The organism is Thermoactinomyces sp. DSM 45892 (assembly GCF_900107305.1).
Classification (GTDB): domain Bacteria; phylum Bacillota; class Bacilli; order Thermoactinomycetales; family Thermoactinomycetaceae; genus Baia.
In genome coordinates, this window is the sequence record NZ_FNPL01000004.1 from 18306 (window position 1) to 41176 (window position 22871).

At 41.0% G+C, this 22871-nt stretch carries 16 protein-coding genes, 1 tRNA gene, 1 pseudogene and 1 other annotated feature; of the genes and pseudogenes, 3 read left to right on the forward strand and 15 right to left on the reverse strand.

Annotated elements, in window-relative coordinates; genetic code table 11:
* Positions 1-17: 17 nt before the first annotated feature.
* Positions 18-6152, reverse strand: coding sequence for a DNRLRE domain-containing protein (locus BLU58_RS04090; protein ID WP_093290960.1), 6135 nt, complete (start codon positions 6150-6152; stop codon positions 18-20).
* Between the two features lie 375 nt (positions 6153-6527).
* On the opposite strand from BLU58_RS04090, the gene BLU58_RS04095 reads away from it, so the two are divergent.
* On the forward strand, positions 6528-7007 hold the full coding sequence (locus BLU58_RS04095) for a hypothetical protein (RefSeq protein WP_093290961.1): 480 nt from the start codon (positions 6528-6530) through the stop codon (positions 7005-7007).
* A 404-nt stretch (positions 7008-7411) separates the two neighbouring features.
* Here the strand turns inward: BLU58_RS04095 and BLU58_RS04100 are convergent, their stop codons facing one another.
* Both BLU58_RS04100 and BLU58_RS04105 read right to left on the reverse strand, forming a co-directional pair.
* Complete coding sequence (locus BLU58_RS04100; protein WP_093290962.1) at positions 7412-7798, reverse strand: hypothetical protein; 387 nt, start codon at positions 7796-7798, stop codon at positions 7412-7414.
* Positions 7799-8434: 636 nt separating this feature from the next.
* The gene (locus tag BLU58_RS04105; protein WP_093290963.1) at positions 8435-8758 is read right to left on the reverse strand and encodes a hypothetical protein; all 324 of its coding nucleotides are present in this window, start codon (positions 8756-8758) and stop codon (positions 8435-8437) included.
* Positions 8759-9010: 252 nt separating this feature from the next.
* Here BLU58_RS04105 and BLU58_RS04110 point away from each other — a divergent pair, with 252 nt between their 5' ends.
* On the forward strand, positions 9011-10387 hold the full coding sequence (locus BLU58_RS04110; RefSeq protein WP_093290964.1) for a tetratricopeptide repeat protein: 1377 nt from the start codon (positions 9011-9013) through the stop codon (positions 10385-10387).
* Positions 10388-10411: 24 nt separating this feature from the next.
* On the opposite strand, the gene BLU58_RS04115 is transcribed toward BLU58_RS04110, so the two are convergent.
* From BLU58_RS04115 to guaB, 11 genes and pseudogenes are all read right to left on the reverse strand, one after another.
* Positions 10412-10600 (reverse strand): peptidoglycan-binding domain-containing protein, encoded by a 189-nt coding sequence (locus tag BLU58_RS04115; RefSeq protein ID WP_093290965.1) that lies wholly within the window; start codon positions 10598-10600, stop codon positions 10412-10414.
* Positions 10601-10603: 3 nt separating this feature from the next.
* Positions 10604-11338, reverse strand: a complete 735-nt coding sequence (locus BLU58_RS04120) for a hypothetical protein (RefSeq protein ID WP_093290966.1) — start codon at positions 11336-11338, stop codon at positions 10604-10606.
* On the reverse strand, positions 11313-11894 hold the full coding sequence (locus tag BLU58_RS04125) for a matrixin family metalloprotease (protein ID WP_176786491.1): 582 nt from the start codon (positions 11892-11894) through the stop codon (positions 11313-11315). The genes BLU58_RS04120 and BLU58_RS04125 overlap by 26 nt, the downstream gene beginning before the upstream one ends.
* 233 nt (positions 11895-12127) lie before the next feature.
* On the reverse strand, positions 12128-12295 hold the full coding sequence (locus BLU58_RS04130; protein ID WP_093290968.1) for a DUF4177 domain-containing protein: 168 nt from the start codon (positions 12293-12295) through the stop codon (positions 12128-12130).
* Between the two features lie 150 nt (positions 12296-12445).
* Positions 12446-12562 (reverse strand): annotated as a pseudogene (locus BLU58_RS17250) (type II toxin-antitoxin system VapC family toxin); the annotation flags it as partial.
* Positions 12563-12885: 323 nt separating this feature from the next.
* A tRNA-Ser gene (locus BLU58_RS04140) sits at positions 12886-12975 on the reverse strand.
* Between the two features lie 81 nt (positions 12976-13056).
* Entirely contained in the window at positions 13057-14337 is a 1281-nt protein-coding gene (serS, locus tag BLU58_RS04145; protein WP_093290969.1) for a serine--tRNA ligase, read from the reverse strand.
* 42 nt (positions 14338-14379) lie between these two features.
* Positions 14380-14586 (reverse strand) — a binding site (T-box leader).
* A gap of 33 nt (positions 14587-14619) precedes the next feature.
* The gene (gene pdxT, locus BLU58_RS04150) at positions 14620-15201 is read right to left on the reverse strand and encodes a pyridoxal 5'-phosphate synthase glutaminase subunit PdxT (RefSeq protein ID WP_093290970.1); all 582 of its coding nucleotides are present in this window, start codon (positions 15199-15201) and stop codon (positions 14620-14622) included.
* Between the two features lie 22 nt (positions 15202-15223).
* Positions 15224-16120 carry a pyridoxal 5'-phosphate synthase lyase subunit PdxS gene (gene pdxS / locus BLU58_RS04155; protein ID WP_093290971.1) on the reverse strand — a complete coding sequence of 299 codons (897 nt, stop codon included), beginning with the start codon at positions 16118-16120 and terminating at the stop codon, positions 15224-15226.
* 131 nt (positions 16121-16251) lie between these two features.
* Positions 16252-17487, reverse strand: a complete 1236-nt coding sequence (locus BLU58_RS04160; RefSeq protein WP_093290972.1) for a D-alanyl-D-alanine carboxypeptidase family protein — start codon at positions 17485-17487, stop codon at positions 16252-16254.
* 244 nt (positions 17488-17731) lie between these two features.
* A complete protein-coding gene (guaB, locus tag BLU58_RS04165; protein ID WP_093290973.1) occupies positions 17732-19189 on the reverse strand; it encodes an IMP dehydrogenase in 1458 nt (485 codons plus the stop codon).
* Positions 19190-19370: 181 nt separating this feature from the next.
* On the opposite strand from guaB, the gene BLU58_RS04170 reads away from it, so the two are divergent.
* On the forward strand, positions 19371-20390 hold the full coding sequence (locus BLU58_RS04170; RefSeq protein WP_093290974.1) for a YaaC family protein: 1020 nt from the start codon (positions 19371-19373) through the stop codon (positions 20388-20390).
* Here the strand turns inward: BLU58_RS04170 and gyrA are convergent.
* Positions 20380-22857 carry a DNA gyrase subunit A gene (gyrA, locus tag BLU58_RS04175; RefSeq protein ID WP_369813682.1) on the reverse strand — a complete coding sequence of 826 codons (2478 nt, stop codon included), beginning with the start codon at positions 22855-22857 and terminating at the stop codon, positions 20380-20382. The two genes, BLU58_RS04170 and gyrA, sit on opposite strands and share 11 nt — an antisense overlap.
* Positions 22858-22871: the final 14 nt, after the last annotated feature.

Below are 22871 nucleotides of genomic sequence, written 5' to 3' on the forward strand. Positions count from 1 at the left end.
CTAATTAATGATTGTTATTACCACCATGATTTCATCCATTTCTTGGCCCTATGATATCTTCTCACACTGTACTTCTTCGTATGTTTCCACCAATTTCGTTTGTCTTTCCATACATTTTTTGCAAGTCGCCACTTGCTCATGCCATTTTTTCCTCGCCCATAAGCCCCCAGTCCAACTGCTCCACCTAACCAGCCACTATAATACCCTCTCATCCTCAATCTCTCTCTCGAGAACGTACCATACCCAGCTGACTTCATAGATCCTTGAACTCTTCCGCCAATAAACCCTAACGTAGCACCCGTATACATATGAACATTACGATGATTTTTATTATACGTGCGGTAACCATATTTAACTTCAATCTTATACTTTAAGTACCCTAAACCTGCTCCCACTACCGCACCGGCAAGCCACGCCCAATGTCCATCTGGATCGATCGTATTTACTGGATTATTATTTCCGTACGTATATCCATTCTGTGTCTGGATATCATCCTCATCCCCTGGATCTGGATCCATAGAGATAAAGTTTCCATTTTTGGCATTGTAGTAGCGTGCCATGAGGTAGTAGAAACTAGTTTCGTTATCATATCGATAACTTGCGTAACGATATGGGTTTTCATCAGCTAGAGTACCGCTTTTCGCTACGATATTACCCCACGCATCGTAAGTATAAGATGCAACAATATTATTGTTTCCATCTGTCATAGAGATGACATCACCATGTGCGTTGGTGTGGTAGTAGTAGGTTTCTCCACCTGCTTTGGTCATACTAAGGAGTCCACCACTCGCACTATAGGTATAGTAGCGAGTCATCTGATTGGTTTCATTGGTCTCATAGAGAACTCGTATGCTATCTCCATCATAAACATAGTTGGTCACAACACCGCCTACAGTAGAACGGATACGGCGGTTATCTTCATCATAATCATATTGAGCAACGATAGAGTTGTCAGATTTTTTCTTAACCTGTGTCAGCCTGCCACCAGCATCCCAGACATATAGATTCTTACCATCATCTGTCAGATTGCCGTTCTCGCTATAGGCATATGCTTGTCCATCTACATTCGTTAGCTGGTTCATTGCATTGTATCGATAGATGATGCTAGATATCTCTTTACCATCGGAATCTTTTATCGTTTTACTCTTCCGATTGCCAATTGGATCATAGCTATAGTGTATGATGTTGTTGCTTGCTGGATCGGTCTCAGAAAGTAACTGGTTTTGTTCATCATACGTATACTGAATTACTTTACCAGTATGATCCTTTACACTTGTACGATTACCATTTTTATCGTATGTGTAGTCATAGCTGGCAATGACGGTTCCATCGTTTTTCCCGATATTCATATGAGTGAGCTGGTTGTTCTCATCATAAATGGTACTAACACCCGAACCATTTCCGAGAATGAGTGTCCCTACATTGCCATTTTCATCATAATCAAAACGATATTTTTTCCCATTAGGATCGGTGATAAGAGTGTTTTTATTGACACTGTTGTAGCTAAATGCGTGGGTATAGTCCTTGCTTCCGTTGGTAATCTTCACTTCTTTAAGATTATCATTCGGATCATAGTCCCACTGCATCGAGCCGCCTGCTGTTGTCATATTCGTAAGTCGTTTGGATTTATCGAAAGCACGAGTTTTGGATTGATTAAGCTGAACATCTTCCACTTTTATTTCTTGCCCATTAGCATCATACGTCGATTTATAACGAGTCGTTTCGTTTAGTTTCGCTTCTACTACGCGGCCCGCTTTGTCATAGACAGATTCCAAGATAGATCGATCTGGCAAGGTAACTTTTATTTGCTGACCATCTTCATCATATGTGTATGAAGTAACTTTACCTAGTGGGTCAGTAGATGAAATCAATTTCCCTGTTTCATCATACTTCAACTTCACAGAATTATATGTGGTTGAGCCATCCTTACTAGTTACTTTCTTTTCAATTACATTTCCATCTTTATCATGCTCATATTGCACTTTTACATCGGCACCCGGCAAAGCAACCGATTTAACACGATTCATCTTATCGTACGTGGTAGCCTTTGTATTTCCATTTTCATCCGTTGAAGTAAGGTTATTTCCTACTTCATCATAAGTAGCTTTTGTAGAATTGCCTAATGGATCTGTCGCTTTGATGACATGGTTCCCCTTGTCATCATATTCATTAGAACTGATGACACTTCCATCTTGAATTCGTATGTTATCGAACCAAACCGTACCAGTGTTTTTATATCCTAGACGCGGATAGACTGCAATCCGATCAATCGGCGTATCTGGAAATATTGTAATAGCAGCCCTTTGCCAGTCATGAGTTCCAGGGGTAAATTTCACTGCTTGGGTATAATACTTCCCATTCACATCAATGGCATCCACAACAATGCCATATCCAACCTGGCTTGGGTCCGTTTCCGCTGTAGTAGAAGCATTCACTACATTGTTTGCTTTACTCATTCCCGAAATCGTAATCGGTTTCGCTTTTGTCTGTTTGACGGGAAGAGCCTGGCTAAACTGTTGTAGCTTATCATCTACTGAATTCCGATTAAATTTAATCGAATTAGTCCCATCAAGTGCCTCGGTTGAATCTAAAACTCCATCTCCTGAGGATTTGTACCAAAATGCTAAGCCATCTTCGAAGCCGCTGTTCTCTAATCCATTGTAAGAAGCAGACGCCGCTCCCTTTTCTAGTTGAACATTATCAAACCATGCGGCACCACTCGTATTACTATTGGTATGGTCTACCTCCAAATAGATGCGGACATAGGAGGTATTCGCTCCAGCAGTAAAAGACACCTGCCTTTTGGTCCAATCTGATGTACCGGTTAACTGACTATGACGGTTATCACTCCATGTTCCTCCTACTGGTTTCATGGAGTCATCTAATTGCATGGTATTCAAAAAGGCATTTGCATTCTTCAAATCTGTTTTTACAGAGGCACTAAAGGTATACGTTTCACCTGGCTGGACTGGAATTACTTGTGTAGCACCAATATATCCCAATGATGCACTTGTTGAGGATGTAGCCAGTTTCAGAGACTTGTCGCCACCCACTTTAGTGGTACTATCTAACGAATAGTTAGCTCCCTCATTCACTTTTTCCCGTTCCCAATCTGCCGGGGCAGTCGAAAACTTTTCATCACTGCGCTCAAAACCTGAATTGGTAATTAGATTCTCAGCCAGGCCGAGTTCCTTAGTAGAAGTACGAACATTGCCATTTGCATCGTACGTTTTGGCGGTACTCACTTTCTCTGGGTCTGTACTTGATATTTCTTTCGTTCCATCATAGACAGACTTATAATCCTTATTGTTTGAGTCAGTATATTTTGTTACGTCGTTGTTCTGGTTGTACTGCATCTTTTCTGTACCCGATGCATCCGTTGCTTCCGTTACGTTTCCATTTCCATCATATTTATAAGACTCAGTAGACGCAGATTCTCCAGCTTTATTCGCATTTGGATCTTTCGTAGACGTCATATTATTATGATCGTATTCATAGGTAGTTGTGAGATTCAGTCCACCCGGATCCACTACCATTTTCGCCGGGTTACCGGAAATATTATAGTAGTACTCCGTTACTTTCTTCCCTGGAGAAGTAACAGTCACTTTACTCGCACTCGTATCATAAGCCAAGGTGGTTTTCCGTTTTAAGGCATCTTGAACACTCGTCACGCGACCTTCTGCATACTCATAGATCGTTTCGGCTGGCTTATCCGCCGTATCGCTCGGTTCTTTCACGGAGGTTAAGAGATTTTCTGTGTATCCATATTTCGTCACTTCATTTTCTGGATTCGTAACAGAAGTTAACAAATCTCCCTTATATCCGTACTTCCAAACCCGATTACCTGGCGCTTTTACCGATTCAATCTTGCCATCTTGATAGGTAATCGTAGTAGCACGACCACTCGCATCGGTAATCGAAGTCAGCTGTTTGGAATCATTGTAGGTATAGGTAACCGCATTCTTATCGTTATCTTGTACTTTCACTAGCTTTCCATTGAGATCGAAGAATGATTTTACTTGATCTTTATCCGTCATGGTGAAACCTGTTGCATCTTTTGCTAGCTCTAAATACACACCCAATGGTTTCGTATAAGTCCCATCTGAGTTCTTCGTAAATTGATGAACCGTTCCATCTTCATCGGTATAAATGACATTTCCATTTCCGTCTTCCTTCATGGACTCGCTAAAGGTCCATCCTAAGCCAAATGCTCCTGCTTCAGTAGATCGGCTGTTGTACGTCCTACCGATTTCAACTGCTGGACCCCTGCCGCCTGTCTTAGCATCAGTCTCATCCATGACGAGGTTTCCTGTCACAGCATTTACTTTGTCACCTGACACATCGGCATACTGCCAGAACTCTTCCATCCCTAGATCTTCTGAGCGTGCAGGGATTGTAGCATTGAAGTCCTTCGAGATAGCAGATTCTCCTAACGGACGATAGGCAGTAATACTAAAAAAGTACGATTTACTGGAGCCGTAAGTCCCACCCGAGTTCCGATAAACGGGGGAAGGATCGAGCGGAAGTTCTATCCCTTTTCCATCTGAGTGCAACTGATACTTCCCTGACTTAATCTCTTCAGTGGTAGGCCAAATACCTTTGCCATGGGTTGACCAACTGGTGACATTCCCCACGTCTTTCACTACTTCATATTCTTTTCCATTAAAAGCCCATACTTTATATCCAGTTGCTCCCGGTACCGGCTTCCACTTTAAATCGATAAAACCAGAATCACTCCCTACCCAGTTGGAATAAGCAATTCCAGTCGGTGCCTCTGGTGTAGAAAGACGATACGTAATGGATAAATAAGGTTTCTGTGATGTATTATCACTCGATTGAAACTTTTTCCATAGAGACGAATTCGTACTTCCATCTGTATGGAGTTTAAATCCATAGTTCTTCTTAGTAGGGGGTGAACTGAGCCAAGATTTTACTGTATTGGTTACATCAAATGTCGCCCACTGGCCTTTCGCTACATTGACAGAACCAATTCGAGAAGAGGTTAGGCTTTTTGCTTGATTCCATGTAAGGGTATTTGGATTCCACTCTTGATTTACCGCATCTAAGTAGACAGCTGTCGGTGAGGAGGATGCAGAGTGTTTCGTCAAGATACGGAATTCAGCGGAATCAACAATGACATCGCTAAGCCCAGAAAGGTCCTGCTTAATATAGGCGTGATTCATTCCCGAAGAGCTATCATAACGACCTACTTTTAAGGAATAATAGTCACCTTTTGACTCATGAAAGTTTGCATAGTTTGTAGTTGGATAAGCATCTGATACAAATGTATCTCCCGTACCCGCATTGACATCCGTTGTAGGATCAATATAAATTGGGAATTTTCGGGAAGGGTCTTGTAACCACTTCTCATCAGCAGTAAGGGATAAAATCCATTTGTCTTTTTCTTTTGTAATGTTGTATGCAACATCTGTTGATTTAGCTGGCTCATCCGAAATAGGATTCACATTGGAATCATACATATGGGGAGCTGGCAGCTCAAATAGCGTCTTTTTAGATTTATCCTCAAATAAAATAGATCCGTCACTCTGTTTTACAGGTGTTAGATCTGTATTCAGTTCAAAGCGAAATTGATTTAATCCCGTATATTTCGATAATACAATATCTTCTTTCACCGATTGATCAAATACGGTATTTTGTAGATCCACAGATGGGATTATCTCTGGATATGTAACCTTATTATCTTTGAAAGTTGCCTCAACATCTTTAGCACTTTCTTTTTTATCCAGTCCCGAAGCGTCTAGAAAACGGTAAGAAAGTGTATGCTCACCCGATTCTAACGTAGAGTATTGTCCTTGCTTCATCTTGCTATTAAATGCTACCTTAATTGAAACATTCTCAGGTACGATGAGATCTGACTTCTTTATTAGCTTGTTCGAAATTTCTAGCCACTGATCTCCTACTTTTCGATAAGCGGGCTCTGAAAAAATCTCTTTTGTTAATGTGCCATTACCGTTATCGATTAATTTAGAATTAGCTGTACGATAATCAACAAGTTCTTTTTTTACTGGCTTAACTGAATCACTAGCCAATATCTCTCCTGAAGGTAGTATGCCTCCTAATAGAGAACCAACGAGAATCCCACAGATCCACTGTCGTGATCTTTTATACTTCTTGTCAAAGAAGAATTCCATAATAAGCCCCTTTCACACATCTAAGTAACAGATATAAACAAAAACATAATTCGTTTCTTTTCTTTTTTCCTTTGAGAGAACGCCCCCTTTTTAAGACATACTAAAAACCCTGCTTTATAATAATAATTCTTTACACTTGAATAATAGTAGATGAAAATCACTATGGTATCAACATATAAATATATTTACACGATATTATCAACATATAAATGTATTCAAATGTAAAATTATTCATTATTTTCAAACCAAATTGCTACAAAAAAATAATTTAATTCATCATATTTATAGTTAGGAATATTTTCCTCTTGAAAAAATGTGGAATGTAAGAATATCTTTATAAAGTCATAACAACATCAATAGTAGGGAGAAGTTAGTATGTACAAAAAAATAATCGTATTATTTGGTATCGTTTCTGTTCTGTCATTAATGGTATATCTTCTCTTTTCTGGTATCTCTAAAGAAGAACAAGTTGCTTTAGATTATGTAACCGAAATGTATGCTAAAAAAGATCGAGACTTAACAAAGCTAATGCAATTAACAGGGAAAAAGATTACCAAGGAGGGTCTAAAAGATATAGAGGCCTATCTTACAATTCCGAGTGCTGCTTGGATCGGTTCAACAGATACGAATGATCCTAATAGGAAGAAAGTGTATGTATACTTCTCGCCAGAAGCAACAAAAAGCGGAATTATAAAAGGAGTTTATGTGGAGAAAAAAGGAGAAAGATGGCTGTATTCAGGCGATATAGGTGGATTGGATAAACTTCCAAAAATTCCATTTTCCCATTTTGAAAAGAGTAAAGAAGCAAAAAGTTTAGGAGTAAAGGATTGGACCAAGATAGAGTTAAAATCATAGTTTTTTATCCCAAAGCAGAAACCAGAACCATCATCTAGCAAATGGTGAAGACAACCCTGGTAAGCCAAAAGATTGATCAGTTGTTTATCCAAGGAGGCAATGTAGTGGTTACGGAGACTCTACTAGATCGATTATTAAAGTATTTACAATAGATTACTGGAACAAAATAGTCATATAGGATAAATGTTCTATTTTGTCTGTCTCCTACGTATTGATTCACTCAGGGGCCATGTGTGGTGGCCTTTTTTGTAGGGTGCAAAGATGTCGTAACTCTTACCCAATCTGTTAATTACAGGACTTATTGAATCTACATCACCACTACCTAGGTGGATTCTACCATAGTATAGTGTAATGATTGTTCTAAAAGTTATAGAGAACGGTTTGCACCTACTGCATCTTTAAAATCAAAGAATTTTACTATAAATAAACATAGACAATGGAAATGCACAAAATACAATGGAAGCTACTATCAATAGTGCAGTTTTGATGTTTACTACTGGAAATACAGAAGCTATTACATAAAGAGAACACAAACCAAGGACTGCTGCAGCATAACCAACTAAAGCACTTTTTTGTCTTATAAACTGTGTTCTCTCGTCATTCCCGTCTATATCTAGGTCAGAAAATCTATAAAGCAAAAGCATAGCCCCCACAACAATAAACATCGGGAAAGAACCAGATATCCATTGAATAACTCCAACTACTATCAGCAATGCACTAAATATAAATGTATGATCCTTGCTAATAGCCTTTAAGGATTTCTTAATATGAAGGCCCTGTTTATTACTCATCCTACTTCCTCCTCGAATATAAGCTTTCAATAGAAATGGTTGTATGTCTTGATACATTAATCTTATTAGCAAGTTGTGTTTGAGATAGATTGAGCATGTACCGTTTTTCTTTTAAATATCTTTTCAATTGTACCACCGAGAGAGAAAAAGCAGTAACTATAACATTCAATAACTGGAATTGTACTTTGATTTATTTGCCAATCATGGCCGAAGACATGGGAAACATGTGTCTACTTGTTAATCGAAATCATCAACCGTGGGCAAAGATTCAATGAAGCAAAGAGGGCATCGGAGGGTGGAAACGGTTGGATAGATTCTCCTCCCACATGAACACCGGGAGCAGTCACTTTGTTTATTTCGTTTAAAGATGGCATTGGGTAACTTAAATTCAATCCCACAATCTTGAACGACTTTGATATTGTGTATATCTCGGTTGGGCTGAACCATTGCATACACAGTACACAAGGGAATGAGTCCCCTTGGAAACTTCTTCATTTTCTCGTACCTTCCTTAATGAAAAGATGTAATGCTACATTTTCCTGATATGTTACACTAGAGTAAATACATAAGGGGAGCCTCTTTCCATCTACCCCCTACGTATTTGATTACAATCTCCATTTTTGGTGTATTGCAGTTTTACTCAGGCCATGTGCGGTGGCCTTTTTTGTTTGCAAAGATATCGTAACTCTTCCCTGACACAATCTGTGTATGCTCGTCCATCTGTACACACATTACATCCAACAATGGAATTTTAATCGTATCGCCATCCAATGTGACCATTTCAAGGGTTTGAACTCTATCTTGTAAACGATACTGGATCTCACATTTCGTACAAGATGTGACTTTTCCATCTTTGATTTGATAACCACTCTCTAGATGTTGTAATGTAACGTGCTGCTCTAGTCCATAGAGAAATGATTGGATCTGCTTGCTTAGACCCTCTACTTGCAACTTCAACAAACATTCACCTCCATTCTATCGGCATGTTAACAGCATAATCTCTATATAAATTTCTTGCAAATCAGAAAAAATAAACTAGATATAGAGGAGTAAAGTAGTAAATATACACTCGCTAGTCATGGTGATGGTTAAATTATGGTAAGTGTTTACCTTTTTAACACTCAATAATTACCCTTTTCTTGTCCCCTGACCCATCTATGGAGTTGATAAATTCAGAAAAATATTTTATATTTTGTCTATAGGAGGGATTTTATGACAGTTCTCGATGATCGGAAACTAATCGGAGATCTTCTACGTAAACGAATAGACGAACTAGGCTATCGACAAAAAGACCTCATGGATGAACGATTAACCACTGCTACCATTAGTAATATCGTCACCGGTAAGAAAAAGGTAAGCAAAGATACCATTGCCTATCTATGTCAAAAGCTAGATTGGGAGTTAGAAAAAATCCCTCAGTACGTAGAGAATCAAGAACATCATAAATCGAATCTAGCAAAACATGTATATCTCCAAGTGAAATCCCTTGAAACCGACATTGACGGAATCGAAAGCAAATATGCCCTTGAGCAAATAAAAAGACTTACATTACCTGATGATCCTTACCTTCTAGCAACCATTGAATTTCTCAAAGGGAAAGCCTATTTTAAAAAGGAAAATTGGGAGAAAGCAAGAGATCACTATTTTCAAGCTATCCGAATCTGTGATACTCATCCAGAGATCTTCGAATCCAACCTAAAACCCACCTGTTTATATGGGTTAGCTAGATGTTACTATCGACAAAATCAATTTGAAGAAGCCTTACGGTATGTGCGTAGGGGTAGAGAGTGTTTTGTAAAAAATGGAGAGCGACACTATATTCAGTTTCACATCCAGATTAGTGAAGCCATCTATCTTGATGATCTGGGTTTTACTATAGAAGCATTAAAGGTACTTGAAAAAATGTGGATACATCAGTCAGACATTAACACCGAGACACTTCTGAATATGTATAGTCTACAATCGATCCTGTACAATAAACTCAAGCTATATGAGGAAGCAATTAACATTATCAACCAAGCCATTGAGACAGCTAGGCTCAGTAAAAGCTACGATCACAGCTTTGAGCTTTGGACAACCCTTGGGGTATCTTACAAGCACTTAAACGAGATTAAATTAGCCAAGACTTGCTTCAACACTGCCTCTCGTCTACAGAGTAAAGTAAGATCAAAGTATTTATTACAAGCGTACCATTACACCGAAACAGGAAAGTTGTTTTTAAGTGAGAGAGATTTGAAACAAGCGGGGGAAGTTCTTACTACCGCGGTTAGACTCAGTAAGAAGGCAAACGATGGCCCTCGGCAACTGGATGCACAAACAGCACTAGGGGAATGTTATTTGTTACAGGATCATTTCTCAGAGGCGGTTCAACAGTTTCATGAAGCCTTTGAATTAGCAAGTCAGCTTAATTTTCTTGAACAAGAGTGTAACCTTACTTTAAAACTAGCACAATGTTATGAGAATAGAGATATAATAAAGTATAATCAGTACTATTCTCTATTTTATCAGCGTAGTATCAAATTGCTGAACGGAGGTGATAGGGTTATGTTGCAAAAGGTAGAATTCCAGCCCGAACCACCAGATGAATAAACGTAGCTTTCCTATGTAGTAATGTTATAGACAAGAAGAGAGAGGAGACAACCCCTCTCCCTCTTGTCTATGAAAACAACCTCGACCACGTTCGTGGACCCACAATTCGTCAGCAGACAACCCATTCTTCCTTTGAAACACCTTAACAGCACTTTGTGTTTTCAGTCCAAATATCCCGTCGACTGCGAGCCCACCTACTGGAATGCCTTTTATATTCTACTTTTTAAATTGATTCACTTCGTTCTCCAAACTGGACTGACTCATTTTTAAAGATGAGTATATTCCCTCATCTCCCCTAGGGACTGGTCTTTGAATAGTACTCCCATCTATTCTGAACTTACCTTGATAAGCGCCCACTACAGAGTACGTTTCATCTTTATTTTTTCCTCCAAATAAGATTACCTTTTCCCCTTTTTTCATGACGGCAATTCCATTTATTTTGAATTCCACAGGTTCATTTTCTTCTTCTTTGCTAAGAGGGAAGTCTCTACCACTATTTTCTTTTACATACTTTTGAGTAGTAACTCCCCCTCTTTCTCTAAATACTAGAACATCCCCAGCTTTTATGCTTCCGTGATTGACCTTTATTACCTTTACTTCCGAAATGGTAGACGGTATATCAATATCCTTGTGGTAAATCGTTTTCGTATTTATAACTTCGCCTTCAAAGATTACATCTGCTACTTTTGTTAAGCTCGGTATATCAGGGAAAATTGTTTCAACATCACCAAGTGGTTCAATCGTCTTAATTGGTGATTTTTCATCTGCTTTCTTTGTGATAGTAGTTTCAGTACTCTTGGAAGGATTGGCTTCTGTACTGTTTGTTGAAAATACATTCGAGAATACTACGCCCACTAAGACAGATCCTACCACTACAGCACCTGTTAAAAAGATAAACCCTCTTTTCATACAATCGACTTCCCCTTTAGTATAGCTTGTTGATGCCTTCATAGTCATCTCTTAGCGGTCGTGCAGTCTTTCGACCCGCTCCGAATTGGCACATGACCGAAAACTCATACATGTTATGAGCTAAACCCATGGCATGCCCTAATTCGTGGGCAATTGTACCTTGTTGATCGGTTTCACGTAGATTCTTTAGTCGTGCTCGGTTCAGATTTATTTTCGCCCATCCCCAGTTAGTATCCCAAGGATAGACTTCCTGTTGATATTTGTAAAAATACGTAATGCCAAGATAGTCATGCTCTGATGTAATATCATAAAATTCAGACAACTCTACGACAGCTGACTTCTTGTTTGTTGTTTCTCGGAAAGAAATCGGGGTCGACAAGATATGGGGTGAGTGAATCCATGTTTCCCAAGCCCTATTGATAAGTGACTTGTAGTATTTTTTAGCAGAGTCATGTATATAGTAGTATTGGCGATTCTTCCCCCAATTCCCTACCCCGTTGGTTAGCCGATAACCAAAAAGATTGTATGCGAACGCTTCTAATGGTACGGATACGGTTAACAAAAATATGGAAAACAATAATAACAGTCTCTTTTTCAAATAATCCACCCCGTTATCGGGTATTCTGTAAGTCACCCAATTATTTTTTGTTATTTCGAACTATACACTATATTACAATTAAGATATAGCTATTTAATTACTTCTATAGAAGGTGCTACTTTGATGCAGCACCTTTAAACTATCAATTTATTATTTTCTCTATTTAAACAATATCGCCCACGTCGGCATACCAACGGCCATGGATAGGACTTATCCATTTTCTATGTACTCCCTTATCTTTCTTTCTCAAAGACCAACATAATTGTTTGGTCACTTCCCATTATTTGATTACTAAACATCTGTGTTAAACGCCAGTTATCTTCCGCCACATGATTCAGCACCAGCTCATATTCTTCGGTAGTCGCTGTACTTGGTACCTTAATTACTTTGTATTCATACATGGCTTGTACACCTCTCACTTTGTAGAACCATTTCCTTCGGCTCCCTACTCAATTTCTATCGCTTAGTTAATATACATCAAAAAAGTGTAACCGAGTAAACCCAATTACACTTTTTTACAAGCTAACGGCTTCTTACATCTGGTAGAGAACCTACAGTCTAAGGAAGAGAATGTCAAACTCTCGTTCTACAAAATTCATATCTGAATCTCTGGAAACTAGGGCAAGCTTTCTTTCCAAAGCAGTTGCAATGATGAGCTCATCTGGTGTTTTTAATTTTCGTTCTTTCTATTTCCAGATAGCCACAAATCTTCATGTATTCCATTCCTCGCGCATTTTTCTTGCTTCCAATTTCATTTCTTCCGCTCTTGCGGTGTTAGCGCACCTGCCGATTCCAAAATATCATCAATTGAGTAGTCTTCCACTATCTCAATCGTCTTAATAAGATGGAACGAAGCTCATTCGCTATTTCTTTATCAAGTTTTTGAGGAACTGTCACATTTCCAGCCTCCTAATCTAAATGAAGTTTTGGTGTAAAAAAAAAAGTCGCTCAGGATGAACTGAACGACTTTTTTCTATAAAGCTCTTACCATTGGCAGAGAGGGTGGGATTCGAACCCACGGACGCCTTGCAACGTCGTCGGTTTTCAAGACCGATGCCTTCAACCACTCGACCACCTCTCCAAAGTTGGTCTAGCAATAACGTTTCTATTGTATCGTATACAATGAGAACCTGTCAAGCTATCTCAACTATATTCTCTTCATTTATTTGCCGATATATTCACGACCACCTAAGTAGGGTCGTAGGACTTCGGGAATGCGAATGGTACCATCTGCCTGTTGGAAGTTTTCGATGATCGCTGCGGTGGTACGTCCGATGGCAAGTCCAGAGCCATTTAGGGTGTGAACAAATTCTGGTTTTGCTTTGGTGTCAGGACGGAAGCGAATGTTGGCTCGGCGTGCTTGGAAGTCTTCGAAGTTCGAGCAAGACGAGATCTCCCGATAGGTCCCGGCACTTGGCATCCATACCTCTAAATCATATGTTTTAGCGGATGCAAACCCTGTATCACCCGTACATAGGGTGGCAACTCGGTATGGGAGCTCCAGCTTCTGCAGTACTCGCTCTGCGTTTGCCAAAAGCTTCTCCAGCTCGGTGTACGATTCTTCAGGATGGACGATTTTTACTAGCTCAATTTTATTAAATTGATGTTGGCGAATGAGACCTCTGGTATCACGGCCAGCAGAGCCAGCTTCGGAGCGGAAGTTCGCACTAAAGGCGGCATAATACTTGGGAAGATCTTCTATCGCTAAGATTTCATCTGCATGATAATTCGTAAGAGGAACTTCTGCGGTTGGAATCAGATAGTAGTCATTCGTATCGGCTAAGGCAAATACGTCCTCTTTGAATTTAGGAAATTGTCCTGTCCCCTTCAAGCTATTCGCATTTACGATAAAGGGTGGAATCATTTCTGTATAACCATGCTCTTCGGTGTGTAGATCGAGCATAAAACTCATTAATGCTCGCTCTAGCTTGGCTCCTAATCCTTTGTAGAAGACAAAGCGAGAACCGGTTACTTTTGCTGCACGTTCAAAGTCAAGTAGATCTAACTCATGTGCTAAATCCCAATGGGCCTTCGGTTCAAAGTCGGGTGTTTCCACTTCTCCCCAATGATGAAGGACTACATTTTCCTCTTCCGATGTGCCAATAGGTACACTTTCGTGAGGGATGTTGGGAATGGAAAGAAGGATTTCTGTTAAATCCTCGTCTAGTTGACGAATTTCGTCATCATATTGCTTAATCTGATCCCCTACTTTTCTCATTTCCAGCACGAGATCATCTGCATCTTCTTTTGCTTTTTTCTTTTGCGCTATTTCCCGGGAAACGTTATTACGTTGACTCTTTAATTGTTCAGTCATTGTGATTAGATCTCGACGTCGATCGTCAATCTTTGCAAAAACATCTAGAACGGATAGGTCTGCGTTACGTTTCTGTAGTCCTTCTCGTACCCGTTCTGGTTGATTTCGTAGTATTTTTAAATCTAACATGGCTTTTCCTCCTTTTTTCCATAAAAAAGAACCTCTCGTCGATCCAGGGACGAAAGGTTCCGCGTTGCCACCCTAATTGACATCGTAATTACGACATCCACTTGATTGAGATAACGGCCCAAAAGACCGATCACACTTAATCGTGTGCAGCTCCGAGGTGGATTCTCCACTATTTCAGGACGGTTTGCACCATGACACCGTCTCTCTAAGGCTGAAATGAGTGGGTACTAGTCTCTTCTTCGCTCTTGTTATATAGATTCGTAATTTTATTATATCCAGAAACTAGCGCATTGCAACCGCTTCACGAACCATATTAACAAAAAATTGGTGGAATCGTGCATCGTCAGTAAGCTCAGGATGGAAGGAAGCACATAAAACATGCCCTTGCCGTGCTGCTACTACTTCGCCGTTTACTTCGGCTAGTACTTCTACTTCATTTCCCACGTGGGTAATGAGAGGGGCACGGATAAAGACAGCATGAAAGTCCTCTGCAACCTCTTTGATAGCCAGTTTCGCTTCAAAGCTATCTACTTGACGACCAAATGCATTACGCTTTACAGTCATGTCCATCACAGCAAGATGAGGCTCGTCCGCATCTTCAATCTCATTTGCTAATAAAATAAGACCCGCACAAGTTCCAAATAGCGGCTTCCCTTGGCGATGGAAGTCACGAATCGGCTCAAGTAGATTATATTTACGGATTAGCTTTCCCATCGTGGTTGATTCGCCACCTGGAAAAATGAGGCCATCTAGGTCTTGTAATTGTTCTTGCTTTTTTACGGCTATTGCTTCAACGCCTACTTTTTCAAGCAGATGTAAATGTTCGCGAACCGCTCCTTGTAGAGCTAGGACCCCGATTTTCATAAAAAAGGTACCTCCTAGTCTCTTACCAGCCACGCTCTTGCATACGGTCTTCTGGGCGTAGTTTTGAGATTTCTAAGCCAGTCATCGGACTACCACCTAGTTCTTTTGATACACGTACAATGAGGTCATAGTCGTTGTAATGAGTGGTCGCTTCGACGATCGCACGGGCAAATTTCTCTGGATTCTCAGACTTAAAGATACCAGAGCCCACAAATACACCGTCTGAACCAAGATGCATCATCAATGCCGCGTCTGCTGGAGTTGCCACGCCACCTGCAGCAAAGTTTACAACAGGTAATCTACCTGTCTCATGAATTTGAAGAAGGAGCTCATAAGGTGCGCCTAGGTCCTTTGCTTCTGTCATGAGTTCATCACGGGACATGCCTTGTACTTTACGGATTTGGCTTTGCATCATTCGCATATGACGAACGGCTTCTACAATGTTACCTGTTCCCGGCTCGCCTTTTGTACGAAGCATCGATGCACCTTCACCAACACGACGTAAAGCTTCTCCAAGGTTACGAGCACCGCACACGAAAGGTACGGTGAATTGTGCTTTATCGATATGATAAACTTCATCCGCAGGGGTGAGTACTTCTGATTCATCGATGTAGTCAACACCCATCGCTTCTAAGGCACGTGCTTCTACAAAATGACCGATCCGTGCTTTTGCCATAACAGGAATGGATACCGCCGCCATCACTTCTTCCACGATACGAAGATCAGCCATACGTGCTACTCCGCCAGCTTTCCGAATATCAGATGGAACACGCTCCAAAGCCATTACTGCCACTGCACCTGCAGCTTCAGCAATTTTCGCTTGCTCGGCATTGACAACGTCCATAATAACGCCGCCTTTTTGCATTTCAGCCATACCGCGTTTTACAAGATCTGTCCCAACTTGATGATTTTGACTCATGGTATCTTCCTCCTATGTGTGCCTATAAGATCAATATATATAACTATTGCTTTTGGCTTCATTACTATTAATCAATTGTATAAGAAATGGTCTACATTGACAAGAAAAGCAGATGTTCAGTCCCCGCAGTGTTAAAACCAGCTTGATATTTCATCCCCAATGGAACGGAAGAATAAACGAACCCAGCTACCTTCCTCCACATTCTTTGAAGCAACTAATGGAATCGATTTAAATCCGGGTATACTTTTGCCTTGATAAAGGACCTCTACTTTCCCCACTTCTGTCCCTGCCGAAACGGGCGCTTTCACACCCGAAGCAAAGGTTACTTTGTATTCATAGTCCTTTTCACTTGCACCTTTTTTCACAGGTAGGCTTATGTCAGACTTAGCTTGTACCTCAACGGACTTTTCCACACCATTAGGCAACGCCATATTTTCATTTCCAGGTACTGGTGCACCCTTTTTCACAAGCGTTTTCCCTTCATATTGTTCAAACGCATAATCTAACAATTTTTTGGTCTCTACAAATCTCTCAGAATCGGATTTAGTTTTCATTACCACGGAGATCACTCGTAAATCCCCTTTTTTTGCCGTACTTGTGAAGCAATAGCCTGCCAATTTGGTATGACCCGTCTTAAGTCCATCTACTCCCTCATAAGCCAGTTTATTTCGCGCTGGTAACATGAGGTTTGAGCTATTGATAGTCAGGTCTTTCTTATCTTTGTGTACAATATGATTCGCGATGGAAGTATACGTTAAAATTTCGGGATGACTCCGTAAGAGTGCATCCCCTAGAATCGCAGAATCTTGTGCTCCCATCACATGTTCCCCAGGCACTTCTGGAGCATGGTTTCCGTAGTCCTCCATATTCAAACCGGTTGTATTCCGGAAGTGAGTACTTTTCATTCCGAGCTCTGTTGCTTTCTTATTCATCCGCTCCACAAACTTAGCTTCCGATCCAGCTACATATTCAGATAGAGCAATCGTAGCATCATTGGCCGACTTTACGACAGAAGAGATAAATAAATCCTTCACCGTCAACGCTTCATCTGGTTCTAAAGAAATTCCACCCTCATTAATCGCCGCTGCACGGGTGCTTATCTTAACGACATCATCCCACTTTATTGTGCCCTTTTTTATCTCATCCAATATAATAAAATGCGTCATCATCTTCGTCATACTGGCAGGTGGTCGCGGCGTCTCTGCATCTTTCTCAGCCAAAATAACACCTGATTCTGCATCCATCAAAAAATAAGACTCTGCTTGCACAGATGACAAGGACTGTGCAGCCCAGGCTTGATAAGGACAGAGGATCACCATAAATATCGGGATAAGACTAATCCATATCTTTCTATATCGTGCTTTCACAATGGCCCCTCCAGAAGAAATATATAATAGCAAATGAAACTTATTAAGAATTAGCTTACAACATGTATCGGGATAAGGAAGTGACAATTCGTTCAAGTTTCGAAACCGTTCCAATTCCTATTTTGATCTGATCAACCATTCTATACCTCTAATCATTTCATTCTACAAAAATATCTCCACTATGAAAATAAGAAAAGAGTGGGATATCCCCACCCTCTTCTCAAATGCGACTATATGTGATCATTTATCCGTGATAATTCGGTGCTTCTTTGGTAATCTGCACATCATGTGGATGCGACTCACGTAGTGAAGCACTTGTGATACGAATAAAACGACTATGATTCTGTAAATCAAGAATCGTTGCCGCGCCACAATAACCCATACCTGAACGAAGACCTCCAACCAACTGATAAGTCGTATCGACTAAAGGTCCTTTATATGGGACACGACCTTCGATTCCTTCTGGTACCAACTTCCGCTCATTTTCCTGGAAGTAGCGGTCTTTACTACCTGCTTCCATCGCGCCAATCGACCCCATACCTCGATATACCTTAAACCGGCGACCTTGATAAATTTCAGTATCTCCCGGGGCTTCCTCCGTACCAGCAAAGATACTTCCTAACATCACAGCACTTGCACCTGCACTAATCGCTTTTACGATATCTCCAGAGTAACGGATCCCACCGTCTGCTATAACAGGGACTCCGTATTCCCGAGCTACGGAAGCACAATCATAAATGGCTGTAACTTGCGGAACTCCGATTCCAGCAACGACACGTGTCGTACAGATGGAACCAGGTCCAATTCCTACTTTGACAACGGAAGCCCCTGCCTCGATGAGGTCCCTTGTCCCATCGCCTGTAGCTACGTTTCCAGCGATAATCGTAAGATCAGGGTATAAGTCCCGTAGCTTACGAACGGTCTCGAGAACCCCCATAGAGTGTCCGTGAGCTGTATCGACAACGACTGCGTCTACTTCCGCTTTCACAAGTGCTTCAACACGTCGCATTGTATCTTTGGATACGCCAACTGCTGCTCCCACAAGAAGTCTTCCTTGACTATCTTTAGCCGAATTTGGAAACTGGGTCGCTTTCTCTATATCCTTAATCGTAATAAGTCCTTTTAAGATTCCCTGATCATCAACAAGTGGGAGCTTTTCAATCTTATAATGTTGCAGGATGTCTTCCGCTTCTTTTAGTGTCGTACCAACTGGTGCGGTTACTAAATTATCTTTCGTCATAACATCTGAAATCACAGTGGAGTAGTTGTGGATAAATCGTAAGTCGCGATTCGTCAGGATTCCTACTAAACGAATCTGTTCATCTACGATCGGTACACCCGAAATACGATATTTAGCCATCAAAGCCTCTGCATCATGAACTTGATGATGCGGATGTAAGTAGAAGGGCTTCGTAATTACGCCACTTTCCGAGCGTTTTACACGATCTACTTCCTCCGCTTGCTCCTCTACTTTCATATTCTTATGGATGATTCCTAAGCCGCCTTGCCTCGCAATCGAGATAGCTAGAGCTGATTCTGTAACGGTATCCATACCCGCACTAATTAATGGAATATTTAACTGAATATGAGGTCCTAATTTCGTCGCAACACTAACCTGATTAGGCAGAACTTCAGAACGAGCAGGAATTAATAGCACATCATCAAAGGTTAATCCTTCTTTTGTAAATTTCTGATCCCACATGTTTACAAGTCCCTTCTTTCTCTAGAAGCAAGCAAGATTTTTTGAAAGTTTAACAGAGCGTTCCTACCCCGTCAAGAATGAAAATCTCTTACTATAGCTTTGTTCCACATATTTCTTTCAACCCCTGTGCATAACTTGTGAATAAATGTGGATAAGTAAGAGAAGATGAGGTGATTGGATTATGAAAGTCGAGATATACACGGAATCCCCCGAAAGAGCAATCTGGGGAGAGCTTGCCTACTTTGAAAATGAATTGATCGCTCGAGACTTTCTAAAAGACAAGTACTCACAACTAGATGTAGAACATCCTGATCGACTCTCTTTTCGTAATGTAACTCCATTTTTGATTTACATACGTCAAGCGAGACAAATCTTTCAGTCGGCTCATGAAATCACGAATTGGATGAAGCCAACGCATCTTTATTATGGGATGATGAGCTTGTTAAAAGCTCTTATTTTAACGGTAGATCCTTTTTATCCACAAAATTCACATGTTCTTAAACACGGAATCTCCACTAAAAAAAAGAAGAAGGAGCTATTTCGTTTCTTCTTTGATGATATACGAGTGCAAAAAGATGGGCTTTTTCCCCATTATCAAGCTCTTTTTTCGAGCCATCATCGGACAGACTACAGCCCGATTCAACTGATGCAGATGATTCCGGATATACAAGATACTGTATATAAAGTTACCCAGTATAATCATTTTTTACCAGTCATAGTCGAAGAAGATCAGAAAAATGTATTGGTTACACTCCCGAATACTATTTTAGAGCACTATAAATATAGTCAAGAACGTTTTGTAGAATGGTTGAATAGCAAGAGTAAAGATGGGCTTTTTCGGTTGGTTGATGTGGAGGGGGAGAAGGGGAAAACTCACTTTCAAGTTACTTGGTCGGGTAAACAGGATCAAGTGATTCGGCATCCCTATCTGTATCAAAATAAAAAAGGTGATTATTTCGTGTGGATACGAAATAATCACCTAGTTGAACCCATTCCGGAAGTGGAAGCTGAGTATCTTTTACTGTTTAGCCTAAGCATGCTAAGTCGCTATGAGCCGCCACTTTGGGCTGACATCATGGATGCGACTACCTCGATGGAAGGAATCCTCATTCAAGAATTACTTCGCATCGTACAGCGAAAGTTTCCAAATCTCATGCTTAATCAACTACACGGAAAAGAGTATGTCTATCTTATTCGGTAGCTTCTTCCGATGAACTTTCTTGGGTTGATTCGAGTTCTTCATCATCCGTACGTTGAACACGTGCTACAGTTGCCACTTCTTCCTCACCATCAACGCGAATCAGCTTTACACCTTGCGCATAACGGCCCATGGAAGAGATCTCGTTGATATTTAGACGGATCACGATACCCGATTGGGTAACAATCATCAGGTCTTCTACTGGAGAGACGACTTTATGGCTAATGACTTCACCTTTTCTCGCCGTGATTCCCATGGTTTTAATTCCTTTACCACCGCGAGATTGAACACGGTATTCATCGATCGGCGTACGTTTTCCAAAGCCTTTTTTCGTGACAATCAGAACATCCAGATCAGGAGTTACTACGTCCATATCAATCACTTTATCAGATTCTGCTAAGGTAATTCCTTTTACACCTGTAGCAGAACGGCCCATCATACGTACATCCATCTCTGGGAAGCGGATCGACATGCCTTGTTTCGTCCCCATCAGGATTTCTTGCTGTCCATCCGTTAAGTGGACGCCAATTAGCTCGTCCCCTTCACGTAGATTGATCGCAAAGAGACCATTTTTACGGATATTTTCAAATTCAGACAGAGAGGTCTTTTTCACCACTCCTTGCTGGGTAGCAAAGAAGAGATATTTATCCTCTACAAACTCTTTTACTGTAATAATTGCCTGAATCCGCTCATCCTGATCAATTTGAATCAAGTTAATGATCGGGGTTCCCCTAGCAGCTCGGCCTAACTCAGGAACTTCATACGCCTTCATGCGATATACTTTCCCTTTGTTGGAGAAGAAGAGGAGATGATTATGGGAGTGGGTTGCAAAGAGATGATGAACAAAATCATCGTCTTTCGTTCCCATACCCGTAACACCGCGTCCACCACGCTTCTGCGCACGATAACTATTAAGTGGCATCCGTTTGATATAACCACGATGCGTCATCATGATGGAAACTTCTTCTTGAGGAATCAAGTCCTCATCGATAATGACACCTTCGTCCATCTTGATACGCGTTCTTCGCTCATCACCAAACTGTCTTTGCACCTCGACCGCTTCTTCTCGAACGATCGCTAATATTTTGGCAGGATCTGCTAGAATTCCACGTAGCTCTGCAATCAGTTTGATCAAATCTTGATACTCGCCTTCGATTTTATCGCGCTCAAGACCTGTTAAGCGCTGGAGACGCATATCAAGAATCGCATTTGACTGTTTCTCAGACAAACCAAATCGCTCCATTAATCCTTCACGAGCTTCTACGGTTGTCTGTGAACCACGGATTAGAGCGATCACTTCATCGATATGATCGAGCGCAATCCGTAGACCTTCTAAGATATGAGCACGCTCTTCTGCCTTATTCAGGTCAAATTGAGTACGACGTGTAATAACCTCAATTTGGTGTTCTAGATAATGGCTAAGCATCTGCTTCAGGTTTAAGACTTGTGGTTGTCCCTTTACCAAAGCCAATGTGTTTACACCGAAACTTGTTTGTAAGGTAGTGTGTTTATAAAGATTATTCAAGATGATCATTGGATTCACATCACGACGAAGTTCAATGACCACACGCATCCCATTACGATCTGACTCGTCACGTAAATCGGTGATTCCCTCAATCTTTTTATCACGGACAAGCTCAGCGATCTTCTCTACCAATTTCGCTTTATTTACTTGATACGGAAGTTCTTCTACGATAATACGTGTCTTACCGTTGTTCGACTCTTCCATTCTCGTCTTGGCACGAATCTGTACGGAGCCGCGGCCCGTACGGAACGCCTTGCGGATTCCTTCATAGCCGAGGATGATCCCACCTGTAGGAAAATCAGGCCCTTTGACAACCGTCATCAGCTCGTCTATTTCCACCTCTGGATTATCAATCACCATGAGCAATCCATTGATCACTTCTGTCAGGTTGTGAGGTGGAATATTCGTCGCCATCCCCACTGCAATCCCCGCGGCTCCGTTGACTAGTAAGTTTGGAAATCTGGCAGGTAGTACAAGTGGCTCCTCATATTGACCATCGTAGTTAGGACCATAATCAATAACATCTTTCTGGATATCACGGAGCAACTCTAGCGTAATCGGCGCTAGACGTGCTTCAGTATAACGCATGGCAGCCGCTGCATCTCCATCGACTGAACCAAAGTTACCGTGGCCATCTACCAACATGTAGCGGTAGGAGAAGTTTTGGGCCATTCTTACCATCGCATCATAAATAGCGGAATCCCCGTGAGGGTGATACTTCGCAATTACGTTACCCACTACGTGTGCCGATTTTTTATAAGGCTTGTCGGGTGTCATGTTGTTTTCATACATCGCATATAAAATACGACGATGAACAGGCTTGAGTCCATCCCGTACATCGGGTAGCGCACGACTGACAATTACACTCATCGCATAGTCTAGGAACGATGTTTTCATCTCTTGACTAATATTGATTTCTTGAATCCGTTCACTTGCTGACAAAATTCATCACTCCTCGC